At 43.0% G+C, this 16,568-nt stretch carries 16 protein-coding genes; 15 read left to right on the forward strand and 1 reads right to left on the reverse strand.

Going from position 1 to position 16,568, the window contains the following annotated elements; all coding sequences use genetic code 11:
• The first annotated feature begins 106 nt into the window (after positions 1 to 106).
• From grpE to deoC, 8 genes are all read left to right on the forward strand, one after another.
• Positions 107 to 667: a nucleotide exchange factor GrpE gene (gene grpE / locus LCL96_RS03570; RefSeq protein WP_224940080.1), complete on the forward strand. Its 561-nt coding sequence runs from the start codon at positions 107 to 109 to the stop codon at positions 665 to 667.
• A 39-nt stretch (positions 668 to 706) separates the two neighbouring features.
• The gene (dnaK, locus tag LCL96_RS03575) at positions 707 to 2,536 is read left to right on the forward strand and encodes a molecular chaperone DnaK (RefSeq protein WP_079531748.1); all 1,830 of its coding nucleotides are present in this window, start codon (positions 707 to 709) and stop codon (positions 2,534 to 2,536) included.
• 182 nt (positions 2,537 to 2,718) lie between these two features.
• Positions 2,719 to 3,846 (forward strand): molecular chaperone DnaJ, encoded by a 1,128-nt coding sequence (dnaJ, locus tag LCL96_RS03580; protein ID WP_224940081.1) that lies wholly within the window; start codon positions 2,719 to 2,721, stop codon positions 3,844 to 3,846.
• Between the two features lie 24 nt (positions 3,847 to 3,870).
• A complete protein-coding gene (prmA, locus tag LCL96_RS03585) occupies positions 3,871 to 4,812 on the forward strand; it encodes a 50S ribosomal protein L11 methyltransferase (RefSeq protein ID WP_224940082.1) in 942 nt (313 codons plus the stop codon).
• Positions 4,813 to 4,843: 31 nt separating this feature from the next.
• Complete coding sequence (locus LCL96_RS03590; protein WP_224940083.1) at positions 4,844 to 5,590, forward strand: 16S rRNA (uracil(1498)-N(3))-methyltransferase; 747 nt, start codon at positions 4,844 to 4,846, stop codon at positions 5,588 to 5,590.
• A 5-nt stretch (positions 5,591 to 5,595) separates the two neighbouring features.
• Positions 5,596 to 6,930 carry a tRNA (N(6)-L-threonylcarbamoyladenosine(37)-C(2))-methylthiotransferase MtaB gene (mtaB, locus tag LCL96_RS03595; RefSeq protein ID WP_224940084.1) on the forward strand — a complete coding sequence of 445 codons (1,335 nt, stop codon included), beginning with the start codon at positions 5,596 to 5,598 and terminating at the stop codon, positions 6,928 to 6,930.
• A gap of 242 nt (positions 6,931 to 7,172) precedes the next feature.
• Positions 7,173 to 8,837, forward strand: a complete 1,665-nt coding sequence (locus LCL96_RS03600) for a glycoside hydrolase family 13 protein (RefSeq protein ID WP_224940085.1) — start codon at positions 7,173 to 7,175, stop codon at positions 8,835 to 8,837.
• A gap of 595 nt (positions 8,838 to 9,432) precedes the next feature.
• Positions 9,433 to 10,104 carry a deoxyribose-phosphate aldolase gene (deoC, locus tag LCL96_RS03605; protein ID WP_224940086.1) on the forward strand — a complete coding sequence of 224 codons (672 nt, stop codon included), beginning with the start codon at positions 9,433 to 9,435 and terminating at the stop codon, positions 10,102 to 10,104.
• Positions 10,105 to 10,137: 33 nt separating this feature from the next.
• Here deoC and LCL96_RS03610 read toward each other — a convergent pair whose 3' ends face one another.
• Positions 10,138 to 11,070: a Na/Pi symporter gene (locus LCL96_RS03610; protein WP_224940087.1), complete on the reverse strand. Its 933-nt coding sequence runs from the start codon at positions 11,068 to 11,070 to the stop codon at positions 10,138 to 10,140.
• A gap of 335 nt (positions 11,071 to 11,405) precedes the next feature.
• Here LCL96_RS03610 and rpsU point away from each other — a divergent pair, with 335 nt between their 5' ends.
• The 7 genes from rpsU to yqfD all read left to right on the forward strand — a co-directional run bounded on the left by rpsU (position 11,406) and on the right by yqfD (position 16,565).
• Positions 11,406 to 11,579 carry a 30S ribosomal protein S21 gene (gene rpsU, locus LCL96_RS03615; protein ID WP_032087602.1) on the forward strand — a complete coding sequence of 58 codons (174 nt, stop codon included), beginning with the start codon at positions 11,406 to 11,408 and terminating at the stop codon, positions 11,577 to 11,579.
• 14 nt (positions 11,580 to 11,593) lie between these two features.
• Positions 11,594 to 12,040 carry a GatB/YqeY domain-containing protein gene (locus LCL96_RS03620; protein ID WP_224940088.1) on the forward strand — a complete coding sequence of 149 codons (447 nt, stop codon included), beginning with the start codon at positions 11,594 to 11,596 and terminating at the stop codon, positions 12,038 to 12,040.
• A 160-nt stretch (positions 12,041 to 12,200) separates the two neighbouring features.
• Positions 12,201 to 13,511, forward strand: a complete 1,311-nt coding sequence (locus LCL96_RS03625) for an NfeD family protein (RefSeq protein WP_224940089.1) — start codon at positions 12,201 to 12,203, stop codon at positions 13,509 to 13,511.
• 26 nt (positions 13,512 to 13,537) lie between these two features.
• Positions 13,538 to 14,533 carry a flotillin-like protein FloA gene (floA, locus tag LCL96_RS03630; protein WP_201713706.1) on the forward strand — a complete coding sequence of 332 codons (996 nt, stop codon included), beginning with the start codon at positions 13,538 to 13,540 and terminating at the stop codon, positions 14,531 to 14,533.
• A gap of 30 nt (positions 14,534 to 14,563) precedes the next feature.
• Entirely contained in the window at positions 14,564 to 15,025 is a 462-nt protein-coding gene (locus LCL96_RS03635) for a hypothetical protein (RefSeq protein WP_224940090.1), read from the forward strand.
• Positions 15,026 to 15,081: 56 nt separating this feature from the next.
• Positions 15,082 to 15,366, forward strand: a complete 285-nt coding sequence (gene yqfC, locus LCL96_RS03640) for a sporulation protein YqfC (RefSeq protein WP_224940091.1) — start codon at positions 15,082 to 15,084, stop codon at positions 15,364 to 15,366.
• A gap of 11 nt (positions 15,367 to 15,377) precedes the next feature.
• Positions 15,378 to 16,565, forward strand: a complete 1,188-nt coding sequence (gene yqfD, locus LCL96_RS03645) for a sporulation protein YqfD (RefSeq protein ID WP_224940092.1) — start codon at positions 15,378 to 15,380, stop codon at positions 16,563 to 16,565.
• Positions 16,566 to 16,568 lie beyond the last annotated feature (3 nt).

The following is a 16,568-nucleotide window of genomic DNA, read 5'->3' on the forward strand; positions in this document are numbered from 1 at the left end:
GTATAAAGGAAAATAGGGCCTCGGAAGCGGTCTTTATCGGCCTTTCCGTGCCTTCAAATGAACGAGATCGAAGTGACATGGTCATATTTTTAAGGAGGTGAATGTTATGTCTGAAGAAACGAAACAAGAGCAGCAGGAAGCGAAAGAGGAAAACAGCGAAGTAGTGGAAGAAGTGTTCGCTGAAGAGCCTCAAGCTGAAGAAGCAGAAGAGCAGCAATCAGATGAGCTTTCACAATTAGAAGAAAAGCTGAATGAATCTGAAAATCGTTATCTTCGTCTGAGAGCCGATTTCGATAATTTCCGCCGTCGTGTCAACGTTGAAAATGAAGCGAAGGAAAAATATCGTGCTCAAGGATTGATTACGGAACTATTGCCGGCACTTGATAATTTCGAGCGTGCTTTAAATATAGAAGCTGATAATGAGCAAACGAAACAATTGCTTCAAGGAATGGAAATGGTTCACAGAAGTCTTGTTGAAGCCCTTAAGAAAGAGGGAGTGGAACCAATTGAAGCGGTTGGTCAGGAGTTTGACCCTCACTTGCACCAAGCAGTCATGCAAGTGGAAGATGAGAATTTCGACAGCAATGTCGTTGTCGAGGAATTCCAAAAGGGGTATAAGCTGAAAGACAGAGTAATTCGTCCTTCTATGGTGAAGGTCAGTCAATAATATAGACATTACATATACAAAATAGGGAGGTTTCTTACTATGAGTAAAATTATCGGTATTGACTTAGGTACAACAAACTCATGTGTATCAGTACTTGAAGGTGGAGAACCAAAAGTTATCGCAAATGCAGAAGGAAACCGCACGACTCCTTCGGTTGTTGCGTTCAAAAATGGTGAAAAGCAGGTTGGGGAAGTTGCAAAGCGTCAGGCTATCACAAACCCTAACACAATCATCTCAGTGAAACGTCACATGGGTACAGATCACAAGGTTGAAGCAGAAGGAAAAGAATATACACCACAAGAAATTTCAGCTATGATTCTTCAACACTTAAAATCATATGCGGAAGATTATCTTGGTGAAACAGTGGAGAAAGCAGTCATCACTGTTCCTGCTTACTTCAACGATGCAGAACGTCAGGCTACAAAAGACGCTGGTAAGATTGCAGGTCTAGAAGTTGAGCGTATCATCAATGAGCCGACTGCCGCTGCACTTGCTTACGGTCTTGACAAAATGGATCAAGATCAAACAATCCTTGTATATGACCTTGGTGGCGGTACGTTCGACGTATCTATCCTTGAACTTGGTGACGGTGTATTCGAAGTACGCTCTACTGCAGGTGACAACCGTCTTGGTGGAGATGACTTTGACCAAGTCATCATCGATTACCTTGTTGCTGAATTCAAGAAAGAGAACGGAATCGATCTTTCTAAAGATAAAATGGCTCTTCAACGTCTAAAAGACGCAGCTGAGAAAGCGAAGAAAGATTTATCTGGAGTGACTTCGACTCAAATCTCACTTCCATTCATCACGGCTGGAGAAGCAGGACCTCTTCACTTAGAAGTGACTCTTTCAAGAGCGAAATTCGATGAAATCTCTTCTGATCTTGTAGAGCGTACAATGGGGCCAACTCGTCAAGCAATGAAAGATGCTGGTCTTTCTGCTAGCGAAATCGATAAAATCATTCTTGTTGGTGGATCAACTCGTATCCCTGCTGTACAAGAAGCAATTAGAAAAGAAACTGGTAAAGAGCCATCTAAAGGCGTTAACCCTGATGAAGTTGTAGCAATGGGTGCAGCGATCCAAGGTGGAGTTCTTACTGGAGACGTGAAAGATGTTGTTCTTCTTGACGTTACACCACTTTCACTTGGTATCGAAACAATGGGTGGCGTATCAACGAAGCTGATCGAGCGTAACACAACGATCCCAACGTCTAAATCTCAAACATTCTCAACTGCTGCTGATAATCAAACAGCTGTTGATATTCACGTATTACAAGGTGAGCGCCCAATGGCTGCTGATAACAAAACGCTTGGTCGTTTCCAATTAGCGGACATTCCACCTGCACCACGTGGAGTACCACAAATCGAAGTGAAATTCGATATTGATAAAAACGGTATCGTGAATGTAAGTGCGAAAGACCTTGGAACAGGTAAAGAGCAAAACATCACAATCAAATCTTCAACAGGCCTTTCAGATGACGAAGTAGAACGTATGGTGAAAGAAGCCGAAGAAAATGCCGAAGCTGATAAAAAACGTAAAGAGGAAGTTGAACTTCGCAACGAAGCCGACCAACTTGTATTCCAAACGGAAAAAACGTTAAAAGACCTTGAAGGCAAAGTAGAAGAAGACGAAGTGAAAAAAGCGGAAGATGCGAAAGCAGAACTGAAAGAAGCGATCGAGAAAGATGATCTGGATCTTATCCGCGAAAAGAAAGATGCATTGCAGGAAATCGTTCAAAGCTTAACGATGAAGCTTTATGAGCAGGCTCAAGCGGAAGCACAAGCGGCTCAAGGAGCTGAAGGCGAAGCTTCGAAAGATGACGATGTAGTCGATGCTGAGTACGAAGAAGTAAACGACGACAAGAAATAATGTAGATTGAACGAAAAAGTCAAAGTCAGGGCGGTTCTTGGCTTTGACTTTTTCTATGAATGAAAGGACTCATTCATTGAACAGACACAATCAATTATGAGGAATGTTGAGTTTTTATTGATAATACTCAAAGCTCAATGTTAAAATAACCTTTATGCAAAGGATTCGGGAGTGGTGTTTTAATGAGTAAACGGGACTATTATGAGGTGCTTGGTGTAGGGAAAGATGCCTCAAAAGACGAAATGAAAAAAGCATACCGCAAGCTCTCCAAAAAATATCATCCGGATATTAATAAAGAAGCGGATGCGGATGAAAAGTTCAAAGAGATATCAGAAGCTTATGAAGTATTGAGCGATGATCAGAAGCGTGCTCAATACGATCGTTTCGGTCATACGGACCCTAATCAAGGATTCGGAGGCGGCGCAGACTTTGGCGGCGGCGGTTTCGGTGGTTTTGAAGACATCTTCAATACATTCTTCGGCGGCGGTGGTGGCCGCAGGCGAGACCCAAATGCCCCTAGACAAGGTGCCGACCTTCAGTACACGATGTCCTTGACTTTTGAAGAAGCGGTATTCGGAAAAGAAACAGAGATCGAGATTCCGAGAGAAGAAGAATGTGATACGTGTCACGGTTCCGGTGCGAAGCCTGGAACTAAGGTAAATACATGTTCACACTGTAACGGATCGGGTCAGTTGAATGTAGAACAAAACACACCATTTGGTCGCATTGTGAACAGAAGGGTTTGTCACTACTGTAACGGTACAGGTAAACAAATCAAGGAAAAATGTTCAACATGTGGTGGAGCAGGGAAAGTTCAAAAACGACGTAAAATTTCTGTCAAGATTCCTGCAGGTATCGACGATGGACAGCAACTGCGTGTAACAGGTCAAGGGGAACCTGGTATAAACGGTGGCCCTGCCGGTGATCTGTATGTTGTCTTCCACGTACGCGCTCATGATTTCTTCGAGCGTAACGGAGATGATATCTATTGCGAAATGCCTGTGACATTTGCCCAAGCGGCGCTGGGTGATGAAATTGAAGTGCCGACACTGCACGGTAAAGTAAAGCTGAAAGTACCTGCTGGAACTCAGACAAGTACAAGATTCCGTCTGAAAGGCAAGGGTGTACCGAATGTACGTGGATATGGTACTGGAGACCAGCATGTACAAGTGAAAGTGGTCACTCCTTCCAAGTTGACGGATAAACAAAAGCAATTATTGAGAGAGTTTGCGGACATCAGCGGCCAAGTTCCTGATGAGCAGCATGAAAGTTTTTTTGATAAAGTGAAAAAGGCCTTTAAAGGCGAATAATTAAAGATCGGAGTTGGTAGATCAATGAAATGGTCAGAAATCAGTATACTTACGACGAATGAAGCCATTGAGCCGATTTCAAACATTCTTCATGAATCAGGAGCAAGCGGTGTGGTCATAGAAGACCCTGCCGAGTTAATTAAGGAAAGAGAAGATATGTTTGGTGAGATCTACCAACTCAATCCTGATGATTATCCGACAGACGGCGTTTTAGTAAAGGCTTATTTACCGGTGAATAGTTTCCTTGGGGAAACCGTTGATGAGATCAAGCAGGGAATCACGAATCTCGTGACCTATGATATTGACATCGGTGAAAACAAAGTGGAAATTTCAGAGGTGAATGAAGAAGAATGGGCCACGGCATGGAAGAAATACTACCATCCTGTGAAAATTTCAGATAAGTTCACGATTGTTCCCACGTGGGAAGACTATACACCGGTTCATAGTGATGAACTCATCATCGAGCTGGACCCAGGCATGGCGTTTGGAACAGGAACTCACCCTACAACCGTTATGTGTATTCAAGCTCTTGAGAGAATCGTAAAGGAACACGATTCTGTCATTGATGTTGGAACCGGTTCAGGAGTGTTATCCATTGCATCGGCTCTGTTAGCAGCTGATCAAGTAAGGGCATATGACCTGGATGAAGTGGCGGTCCGCTCAGCTAGATTGAATGTGAAGCTGAACAAGGTCCAGCAAACGGTGTCGGTGGATGCCAATAATCTACTGAATGGTGTGACCGGACAGGCAGATGTGATCGTAGCGAACATCCTGGCTGAAATCATCCTGCGTTTTACTAAGGATGCCTATGAACTTGTGAAGCCGGGTGGATATTTTATCACTTCCGGGATCATCCAGCCTAAAAAGCAAGAGGTGCGTGATTCATTGGAGGCGGCAGGTTTCAAGATCGAGGAAATTATGGTCATGGAAGACTGGGTTGCGATCATCGCGTGTAAGCCCGAGTAATACAAAGTAAAAACGGTGGAGTTGAAACTGAATGCAACGATATTTTATTAATGACGTATATCGAGAAAATGATCCAATCATGATAACGGGAGACGACTATCATCACATTGTACGAGTGATGAGAATGAAGGAATCGGATGAAGTATTTGTCGTCTTCAAGGATCAGGCATCAGCCATCACCCGTATTGAAACGATTTCCAGTGACGCAGTCGAGCTATCAATAGTACAATGGGAAACATCGACGAAAGAATTACCAATTAAAGTAACCATTGCGAGCGGACTGCCGAAAGGGGATAAATTGGAGTTGATTTTCCAAAAGGGAACAGAGCTTGGAGCCACTCAATTTATCCCTTTTAATGCGGATCGCTCCATTGTGAAATGGGACGATAAAAAAGCAAAGAAGAAGACGGAGCGTTGGGAGAAGATTGTGAAGGAAGCGGCTGAACAATCGCATAGACTGCTAGTCCCGGAAGTATCTGCGCCCGTTACACTCAAGCAATTGATTCAGGAACCGTTTGATTATAAACTTGTCGCTTATGAAGAAGATGCACGAGCCGGGGAGAAGGGGAACTTATATAAGGTACTCTCCTCTATTGAACCTGGACAGAGCATGCTCGTCGTATTCGGTCCAGAAGGCGGATTATCGGAAAAAGAAATAGAGCTGTTGAGGAGTGAGGGCTTTCTTACATGCGGCCTTGGCCCAAGAATTTTGAGAACAGAGACCGCTCCATTGTATGTACTCTCAGCCATCAGCTATCAATTAGAACTTATGAGGTGATTGCAATGCCATCAGTAGCGTTTCACACTCTAGGGTGTAAAGTGAACCACTACGAAACAGAAGCCATTTGGCAACTTTTTAAAGAAGAAGGATATGAACGTGTAGAGTATGATTCTATCGCAGACGTGTATGTCATCAATACATGTACGGTAACCAATACAGGAGATAAGAAGAGCAGGCAGGTCATCAGGCGTGCCATCCGAAAAAATCCTGACGGGGTCATCTGTGTAACCGGGTGCTATGCGCAAACATCACCTGCTGAAATCATGGCAATACCTGGTGTGGATGTCGTAGTAGGGACACAAGACCGAAGAAAAATGCTTACGTACATTGAAGAATATAAGAAAGAGCGTCAACCAATCAATGGTGTGACCAACATCATGAAGAACCGTGTCTACGAAGAGCTGGATGTTCCGGCATTCACAGACAGAACGCGTGCCTCTCTTAAAATCCAGGAAGGGTGCAACAACTTCTGTACGTTCTGTATCATTCCCTGGGCACGTGGACTGATGAGATCACGAGACCCTGAAGAAGTCATTCATCAAGCACAGCAGCTTGTTGATGCCGGATACAAAGAGATCGTCCTAACAGGGATTCATACCGGTGGATACGGAGAAGATATGAAAGACTATAACCTTGCAATGCTCCTTAAAGACTTGGAGCAGAAAGTGAAAGGTCTGAAGAGAATTCGAATTTCCTCCATTGAAGCAAGTCAATTGACGGACGAAGTGATTGAAGTGATCGATCAATCCAATATTGTCGTAAGGCATTTACATGTTCCACTTCAATCCGGCTCTAATACGGTCCTTAAGAGAATGCGAAGGAAGTATACGATGGAATTCTTTGCAGAGCGTTTAGAGAAACTGAAGAAGGCATTGCCTGGACTTGCCGTTACGTCTGATGTCATCGTCGGGTTTCCTGGTGAAACGGAAGAAGAATTCATGGAAACCTATAATTTCATCAAAGAACATAAATTCTCAGAGCTCCACGTCTTCCCTTATTCAAAACGGACAGGTACGCCTGCAGCCCGTATGGACGACCAGATTGATGAAGAAACCAAGAATGAACGTGTTCACCGCTTGATAGAATTGTCTAATCAATTAGCGAAAGAATATGCTTCGAAGTTTGAAAATGAAGTGTTAGAGGTCATTCCTGAAGAAATCTATCAAGATGATCTTTACGTGGGATATACCGATAATTACTTGAAAGTCGTTTTCCCGGCAACAGAAGACATGGTAGGAAAGCTTGTGAAGGTGAAGCTCACAAAAGCAGGTTATCCTTTAAACGAAGGGCAATTCGTACGTGTGCTTGAAGAGGCGGAAGAAAAAGCGGCAATCTAATAGTTGGAGGCACCTGACAGTGGTTGGGTGCCTTTTGTATATTATTTTTGTACAATAATACTTTGTAACCACGGTTCTTTTTTGTTCAGAATCAAATTATCTATTGATTAGTGCTGAAGAAGGTTGTAAACTATTATTGTTAATTAAATACATGCAATTGGATTTTTTTTTATACTAATAGTGCAAACGATTGCATTAAATGTAAGCGTTTGTATCTTATAATACGTTGATGAGGTGTTACGATGAAAAAGGCATGGCGCAAAGAGGCAGTGGGATATCAAATCTATCCGAGGAGTTTCCAGGATTCAAATGGTGACGGGATTGGGGATCTACAGGGAGTCATACAGCGGCTGGATTATATCAAAGAATTGGGGATCGATGTGATCTGGATTTGTCCAATGTATAAGTCTCCAAATGATGATAACGGTTATGATATTTCAGATTATCAGGATATTATGGAAGACTTTGGTACGATGGCTGATTTCGATCAATTACTTCAAGAAGTTCACAAGAGAGAGATGAAATTGATCATTGACCTGGTACTCAATCATACAAGTGATGAACATCCTTGGTTCATCGAGTCCAAAAGTTCTAAAGATCATCCAAAGCGTGATTGGTATATTTGGAGAGACGGCAAAAAAGGCAAAGAACCGAATAACTGGGAAAGCATCTTTGGGGGATCTGCCTGGGAATATGATGAAGGAACAGATCAATATTTCCTGCATGTGTTCTCAACAAAGCAGCCTGATTTAAACTGGGAAAATAAAGAAGTGCGTGAAGCTCTTTATAATACAGTCAATTGGTGGCTGGATAAAGGAATTGACGGCTTCAGAATCGACGCCATCAGCCATATTAAGAAACGTCCAGGTCTTCCTGATATGCCAAATCCAAAGAAAGAGAAATATGTTTCTTCCTTTGACATGCATATGAACCAAAAGGGGATCCATACATTTCTGCAAGAGTTCAAAGACCGTACTTATGCCAACTATGATGTCATGTCTGTTGGAGAAGCAAACGGTGTAAAAGCAGATGAGGCTGAACTGTGGGTTGGGAAAGAAAAAGGGAAAATGGATATGATCTTCCAATTTGAGCATCTCGGGTTATGGGATGCTGAAACAAATCCCGACTTAGACATCGTTGAATTAAAGAAGGTGCTCTCGAGGTGGCAAAAAGGTCTTGAAGGCAACGGCTGGAATGCATTATTCATTGAAAATCATGATAAGCCCCGCGTTGTTTCCACTTGGGGGAATGATAAAGAATATTGGAAAGAAAGTGCCACAGCGATGGCAGCCATGTATTTCCTTATGCAGGGAACTCCATTCATTTATCAGGGGCAAGAAATCGGCATGACCAACGTGCAATTCCCTTCCATTGAAGATTATGACGATGTGGCAGTAAAGAATCTTTATCGTCTGAAGCGTGAAGAAGGTGTACCGCATCAGGATATCATGGAAATCATTTGGGCTTCTTCCCGTGATAACAGCAGAACGCCTATGCAATGGTCGGATGAGAAAAACGGAGGATTCACGAGTGGTACGCCGTGGATGAAAGTGAATCCAAATTATAAGACGATCAATGTTGAAGCACAGGAAAAAGATAAACAGTCTATCCTGAACTTTTACAAAAAAATGATTTCACTTAAGAAAGAAGAGGATGTCTTTACGTACGGGGTGTATGATTTATTGCTTGAAAAAGACAAGCAAATTTATGCCTATACCCGCACTGGTGAAGATCAAACCATGATTGTCATCACGAACCTTTCCACTAAGGAAGCTGTGTGTGACCTGGATGAACTAAAGGTATCTTCATCGAATCTTCTGTTGAACAACTATGAAGTAGACAACCATGATGAGTTGAGCAAGCTAACCCTCAAACCATACGAGGCAAGAGTATACCGATTGAAATAATTTTCAGCAACACCCCCGGTCCAATCGACCGGGGGTGTTTTGTTTCTATTCATAGGGTTGTTTTTGTAACACTGTTGTTTTTGGATGTAGCGAGTTGTGGTTGATTTGCGCTCCAGGTGCTCGCTTTCCGCGGGGCTGGCGGTCAGCCTCCTCGGGCTAAAGCCCTGTGGGGTCTTAAGACCCAGCTACTGCGGCTAGCCCCTCGAGGTCATTAGGCGAATCAACCCAAAACGCAAAAAAGGCCTTTCCGGTTGATTCGCCTTATGCTTGTCGGGTCTGAGCAAGCCGCCTCCGCTTTTCGTCCTGTCCAGCGTTTCCCGCAGGGGTCGAGCACCTACAGCGAGAATTTTGCTGAGGAGGCCCGGCCGAACGTCCGTGGAAAATGAAGCAGTTCCCTTCACCCTCCAGCACATTCTCAATGACAGAGTATGTGAAAATAGTTTTTTCAAGATAATCATAATCTTCGCGAAAACAACTATCCAAAATAATGAAAAGGTTTTCTTTATTTTGGGAGATACTATAAAATACTCGTCTTTTTCTCTTAGTTTTGGTATGATAAGAGAGGTACGGACAACTGCTAAAGGAGAGATAATGAATGACTATGAACATTGCAAGTATGATTGATCATACTTTACTTAAACCTGAATCAACAAAAGACCAAGTGGAGGTGCTTTGTCAGGAAGCGAAAGAATTTACATTCGCATCTGTGTGCGTAAATCCGACTTGGGTACAATATTCAAGTGAATTACTAAAAGGTACAGAAGTGAAAGTATGTACCGTGATCGGGTTCCCACTTGGGGCTTCTACACCTGAAACGAAAGCATTCGAAACAAAGGATGCCATCGAAAAAGGAGCAACTGAAGTCGACATGGTCATCAATATCGGTGCATTGAAAAGTGGAGACTTCGAATTAGTAAAGCGTGATATTGAAGCTGTAGTGGCTGCTTCTAAAGGAAAAGCGCTTTCTAAAGTCATCATTGAAACATGTCTTCTGACTGAAGAAGAAAAAGTAAAAGCATGTCAACTTTCTGTAGAAGCGGGAGCTGACTTTGTGAAAACATCAACTGGCTTCTCTACTGGCGGAGCAACTGTTGAAGATATCGCTTTAATGAGAAAAACGGTTGGACCTGATATCGGTGTGAAGGCTTCTGGAGGAGTACGTTCGGTAGAAGATGCACAAGCGATGATCGAAGCGGGGGCTACTCGTTTAGGAGCAAGCTCAGGCGTGAAAATTGTACAAGGATTAACAAGTGATTCAGATTATTAATTTAAAAAGCTGAACGGGGATAAGATTCCCTGTTCAGCTTTTTTTTTGGAGATGAAAGGTTTCGATCAACTGCGCAAATTGACTGGCAAAAGGAAGGACAAGCAGGGAACAGAGGATGTTAAAGATGACACTGGCATGGGCCAATTGCAAATCAGCAGAATCTGCGAGCATCCGTACGATCATACTGAGTAACGGAATGAATGGGATGAATAGGGCTACGCCAATTACATTCAGCCAGATATGAGCGTATGCGGTCAGCTTTGCCTGGGTCCCACCACCGATGCTTGCGATAAAGGCTGTGATACACGTACCGACATTTGCGCCTAGCATGATGGTAATGCCTGCATGAATGTCAATGGAACCTGCAGCCAGAAAACCCATCGTCACACCGGTTACGACGGTACTTGATTGAATGATGGCAGTCAATACGCATCCTATAAGTAAAGCAAGAATCATATGCTCGTTCACTTGAAGGATATAAGAGTGCAAGGACTCGTTGGTCGTCAAAGGCGTTGCGAGCCATTGAATGGCACGGATGGACGTAAAAATCAATCCGAACCCTACAAAAATCATACCGATACTCCTAACATGAGGAGATTTGAAAAAATACAACACGCACCCGATGATCATGGATGGGATAATAAGATAATTCATATCCAAAGTAAACATTTCCAAAGTGAAGGTGGTCCCGATATTCGAACCAAGCATGATGCCGATGGTTTGGCGAAAGGGAATCAGTCCCGATGAAGCAAGTCCAACGGTAAGAACCATGACGGCTGAGCTGCTATGGATAAACGCGGTGACAACCGTTCCTGTCATGGCTCCTTTTAAAGGTGTGCTCGTAAGATAATGAAGCCATGTCTTGATTTTTTGATTCGCAATATTAAATAGGCCGGATCTCAGCCAGGTCATGCCGAATAAAAAACATAAGATAAAAAAAATAAAGGCAATCCCATGTATAATCATTGAACTCCTCCTGTAAACCAGTACGATTAATACAAATGTATGGGGAGAATCAATGAGACATGCCTATTTATAAGAGTGTTTTATGATAAATTGTTGACCTGACACATATCATATATTATAATGGCAAAGTACATGGATTTCTTTATCACATAGAGAAATTCATCCAAGAAAGACATACACTTTCTGTCCCCTTGTGACAATACAGCAAGGGCAAAGCCATAACCTATTGGTGAAGTAAAGGGACGTCAGGTAATTCTGCGTCTTAAGAAATTGGTACAAACCATTTCTTGACTTGAACATGTAAGTGTAGTGTGTTCGGAGGGAGGGAAAGAGAGATGTCAAAAACAGTTGTTCGTAAAAACGAATCGCTTGAAGATGCTCTTCGTCGCTTCAAACGCTCAGTTTCTAAAACAGGAACTTTACAAGAGTTTAGAAAGCGCGAATTTTATGAAAAGCCAAGCGTAAAACGCAAAAAGAAATCAGAAGCTGCAAGAAAGCGTAAGTTCTAAGAGAGGGTGTAAGTATGAGTCTTCTCAATCGTTTAAATGATGATATGAAACAAGCGATGAAAAATAAAGAAAAAGAGAAGCTTTCCGTTATCCGCATGCTCAAGGCTTCCCTTCAAAATGAAGCCATTAAACATGGGAAACAGGAACTCTCTGAAGACGAAGAGTTGACTGTCCTTTCTCGAGAAGTGAAGCAACGGAAAGACTCCCTCCAGGAATTTCAAAACGCTGGTCGCTATGACCTCGTTGAAAAAATTCAAACAGAACTGACTTACGTCGAAATATATATGCCTAAACAGCTTTCAGAAGAAGAAGTCTCAGCCATCGTTCAACAAACGGTTGCTGAGGTGGGTGCTACTTCTAAAGCCGACATGGGTAAAGTGATGGGGGCAATCATGCCTAAATTAAAAGGGAAAGCCGATGGAGCTCTCGTCAACAAACTTGTTCTTCAACATTTATCATAAGATTAAAGAAACCGGAAAGCTTTAATGCTTTCCGGTTTTTTTAAACCGATTTTAGTGGTTGCGTATTTTGTCATCAGAATTTCAAAAAAGATGAAACTTTTTTAATGGGTCATCCGTACATAAAGTATTAAGGAATATTATCTGAAACGAGGGGGTTAAGTTGAGAAGAGGTATTCTTATCTTATGGATGTTAATCCTTGGGTGCACCTTTCTGCATCCTCTTGTCAGTTCTGCAGAGAATTCTGATAAGGTATACGTGATTCCCATCCAGAAAGAGGTCGAAAGGGGTCTTCATGCATTTTTGGAAAGAGCGATCAAAGATGCGGAAGATCATAATGCTGAACTGATTATTTTTGATATCGATACACCCGGGGGATTGGTTGATGCAGCCGGGGACATCGGGCAGCTCATGGATAACATCGACACAAAGACCATTGCGTTTGTGAATGACCATGCACTGTCTGCGGGAGCATTCATTTCCTTACATGCCGATGAAATCTATATGGTACCGAATGGACAAATGGGTGCTGCGGCCGTGATAGACCAGGCGGGAAATGCGGCTGATAAAAAGGCTCAAAGCTACTGGTTGTCCGCTATGAAAAGTGCTGCTGAATCAAATGGGAGAGACCCTCAATATGCTCTAGCCATGGCTGATGAGTCACTCGTCATCGAAGATCTCGGGATTGAAAAAGGTGAACTATTAACCCTGGGTTCAAAGGAAGCAAAGCAAATCGGCTATTCTGAGGGGACCGTACGAAACCTCGATGAATTATATGAGACTCTAGGGGTAGAGAAATCCTCTGTAAATAGAGTGGATGAGACGTTTGCGGAAAGCCTCGCCCGCTTCATCACCAACCCTGTCGTCGTGCCGATCCTTCTGTCGCTTGCGAGTATAGGGTTGATAGTGGAGCTGTATTCACCCGGTTTTGGAGTTGCCGGTTCTATCGGCTTGATTTCCCTTGTATTATTCTTTTATGGACACTTGGTTGCAGGGCTTGCAGGATATGAAACCATCCTTCTTTTCGTTATTGGGATCATTCTCATCGTGGCGGAGTTCTTTCTCCCTGGTGGAATTGCGGGAGGTCTCGGTTTAGGGGCGATCGTTGCAAGTATTATGTTGGCTGGGGGCGATATGATGCAAATGGGTATATCGGTTCTGATCGCGTTATTGATTGCCGTTGCGACAGTGATTATCTTTGTAAAGGTGTTTGGTAAAAAAATGAAATTCTTCAACAAGATCATTTTAAATGATTCCACCAGCACAGAAAGTGGGTATGTATCGAATGCCAATCGATTGGATTTGATCGGAAAAGAAGGCGTGACCAAAACCCCTTTAAGACCATCAGGTACTGTGATCGTGGAAGATGAAAGAATCGATGCTGTTACTGAAGGTGGATTTATCAAAGCAGGTGAAAAGGTTAAGATTGTAAAAGTGGAAGGTTCAAGGATTGTAGTAAGAGATATTTCATAATACTTTAGGAGGTAAGAAATATGGTAATAGGTCCAAGTACGATTTTACTGCTCGTTGCCATTGTAGTGGGCATTATCGTTTTAGCCGTTTTATTTACATTTGTACCAGTGATGCTGTGGATTTCAGCGATTGCGGCAGGTGTAAGAATCAGTATTTTCACATTAGTAGGGATGAGGTTAAGACGTGTTATCCCGAGCCGTGTGATCAATCCATTAATTAAAGCCCATAAAGCAGGAATTACGGTCACAATCAATCAGCTTGAAAGTCACTATCTTGCCGGAGGAAATGTAGACCGTGTCGTAAATGCGTTAATCGCTGCTCACCGTGCAAACATTGAATTGACGTTTGAACGTTGTGCTGCCATTGACCTTGCAGGTCGTGACGTGCTGGAAGCGGTTCAAATGAGCGTTAATCCAAAAGTGATCGAAACACCATTCATTGCCGGTGTTGCAATGGATGGAATTGAAGTGAAAGCCAAAGCGCGTATTACGGTTCGTGCAAATATAGACCGCCTAGTAGGGGGTGCCGGTGAAGAAACGATCGTTGCCCGTGTAGGGGAAGGAATTGTATCCACGATCGGTTCATCTGACAATCACAAGAAGGTACTGGAAAATCCGGATTTGATTTCTCAAACAGTCCTTTCAAAAGGCCTGGATGCAGGTACTGCATTTGAAATTCTCTCGATTGATATCGCGGACGTTGATATCGGTAAGAATATCGGAGCTGAACTGCAAACAGAGCAAGCAGAGGCAGATAAAAACATCGCTCAGGCAAAAGCGGAAGAACGAAGAGCAATGGCCGTGGCCAATGAGCAGGAAATGAAAGCAAGGGTAGAAGAGATGAGAGCGAAGGTTGTGGAAGCAGAAGCAGAAGTACCACTCGCTATGGCTGAAGCCCTTAGGTCAGGCAACATCGGCGTGATGGACTATATGAACTTGAAGAACATTGATGCTGATACAGAGATGAGAGACTCGATCGGAAAACTGACAGGGGATAAAAAAGATCCGAAAAGCGATAAGTAATCTTCCTTTGTCTAGAAAGGAGTTTTCTCCATGGAACCATTGATCATTGCTATATTGATCGGACTCGTTACATCCATATTCAATAAAGTGAAACAGCCGCCTTCCAATAAGCCGAGGCAGAAACCGATTCAAACAGCCTCTCCGGCTTCCCCGTCCACGCATGATAGAAGGGATAGGGGAGTAGAAAGAGAACGGGAAAGAGCGAGGCAGAGTAAGCCCAGATCAACCAGAGAGCCCATGAAAGAGGCAGTATCATCCATTCAAACCCGTTTAGAAGATAGGAAGAGGGAGGCGGAAATAACCAGCCTCAAGGAACAAGAAGAACGTTATTCCCGGAAACTTGAAGCCCATCAGACCAGGGCCAGGAAGATTCGGGAGGACCACCGTCCCCTCACACTTGATTTCAAAAATGAAGATGATATCGTAAAAGGATTTATTTATTCAGAGGTATTCGGACCTCCGAGATCGAAAAAACGTCATCATCAAAAATAAGAGTGATGAAACCCCTTTTCATTTCATAAATATGAGATGAAAGGGGGTTCTTTTTTATGGCGAAAAGCTTTTTACAACATATGCGTAAATGGATGACGCAGACGATGGATTTACCCGAAGATGTCATGATGGACCTTCCTCGCGTCACAATGATTGGACAAATTCATATCTATATAGAGAACCATCGGGGGCTTTTGACCTTCACAGATCGAGAGGTGAGGCTTCTGTTGAAACAGGGACAACTGCTTATAAAAGGGGAACAATTTGTCATCAAGATGATTCTTCCGGAAGAAATTCTCCTTCAGGGAAAGATCGTAGAAGTGATCTATTTAGAACAATAGGAGGGAAGGATTTGAAGAATCAGTGGTTCACCTTTTTAAAGGGAAAAGTATTCGTGAAAATGGAAGGTAGATTAGTCGAACGGGTCATCAACCAATTACTCCGTGCCGATATCGCAATCTGGAATGTAAGGAGAGCGGGAACGGAGACCATCACCTTTTACTTATCCTTAGAAGATGTACATAACTTCAGAAGAGCGGTTCGGGCATCAGGGTGTAAAGTGACATTTCTAAGAGGTCAGGGGGTGCCTTTTCTATTTAAAAGATCTTTAAAGAATTCGGGTTTCATGATTGGCGGGGTGGCATTCTTCATTATCGTTTTCCTTCTTTCCAATATGGTGTGGGACATACAGATCAAGGGTGCGTCGCCTCAAACTGAACACAGTATACGCAAGGAACTGAAGGAGATGGGGGTTTCAAAGGGGAAAATGCAATTCTCGATTCCGGATGTAGAGAACATTCAGCGGGAATTATCCTTCAGGATGAATAACATCACATGGGTTGGGGTGGAATTGCAAGGGACAACCTTCCACTTTCAGGTAGTGGAGAAAAACGCTCCTGAAGCACCTGAGTCTACAGGGCTTCAACATATAGTCGCAAAAAAGAAAGCCATTATCACTGACATGTTCGTTGAGGAAGGGGACCCCCAGGTGAGTGTCAATGACTACGTCAATAAAGGTCAGCTTCTCGTATCCGGTCTGATCGGGAATGAGAAAGAACCCAAAGGTGTATCTGCCAAAGCGAAGATACTCGGGGAAACCTGGTACAAGACGTCGGTTGAGCTTCCATTGAAGTCACGATTTGCCGTATTCAGCGGCAATGAGAAACGAAAACACTATTTGGGTTTCGGTTCACTTGATATTCCGATATGGGGATTCGGGAAAACGGAGTTTAAAAATGTCGTAGTTGAGGAAACGAAGAAAAACCTGCGTTTTCTAAAATGGGAGCTCCCAATTTATTATATTGACCGTAGCATGAAAGAAAAAGAAGATGTGGAGAGAACCTATACGAAATCAGAAGCCATCAACGCTGCCAAAAAACTTGCCAAAAGTAACCTTGAGTCCTCCATCCCGGAAGATGCAGAAATCAGAGGGGAAAAAATTTTGCAAGAAAAGGTTGAGAATGGTAAAGTTAGGGTAACCATTCACTTCAAAGTGATTGAAAACATTGCAGTAGGACAACCAATTATTCAAGGAGACTAACGA

Origin of the sequence: Rossellomorea aquimaris (assembly GCF_020172085.1) — a bacterium.
Taxonomy (GTDB): domain Bacteria; phylum Bacillota; class Bacilli; order Bacillales; family Bacillaceae_B; genus Rossellomorea; species Rossellomorea aquimaris_E.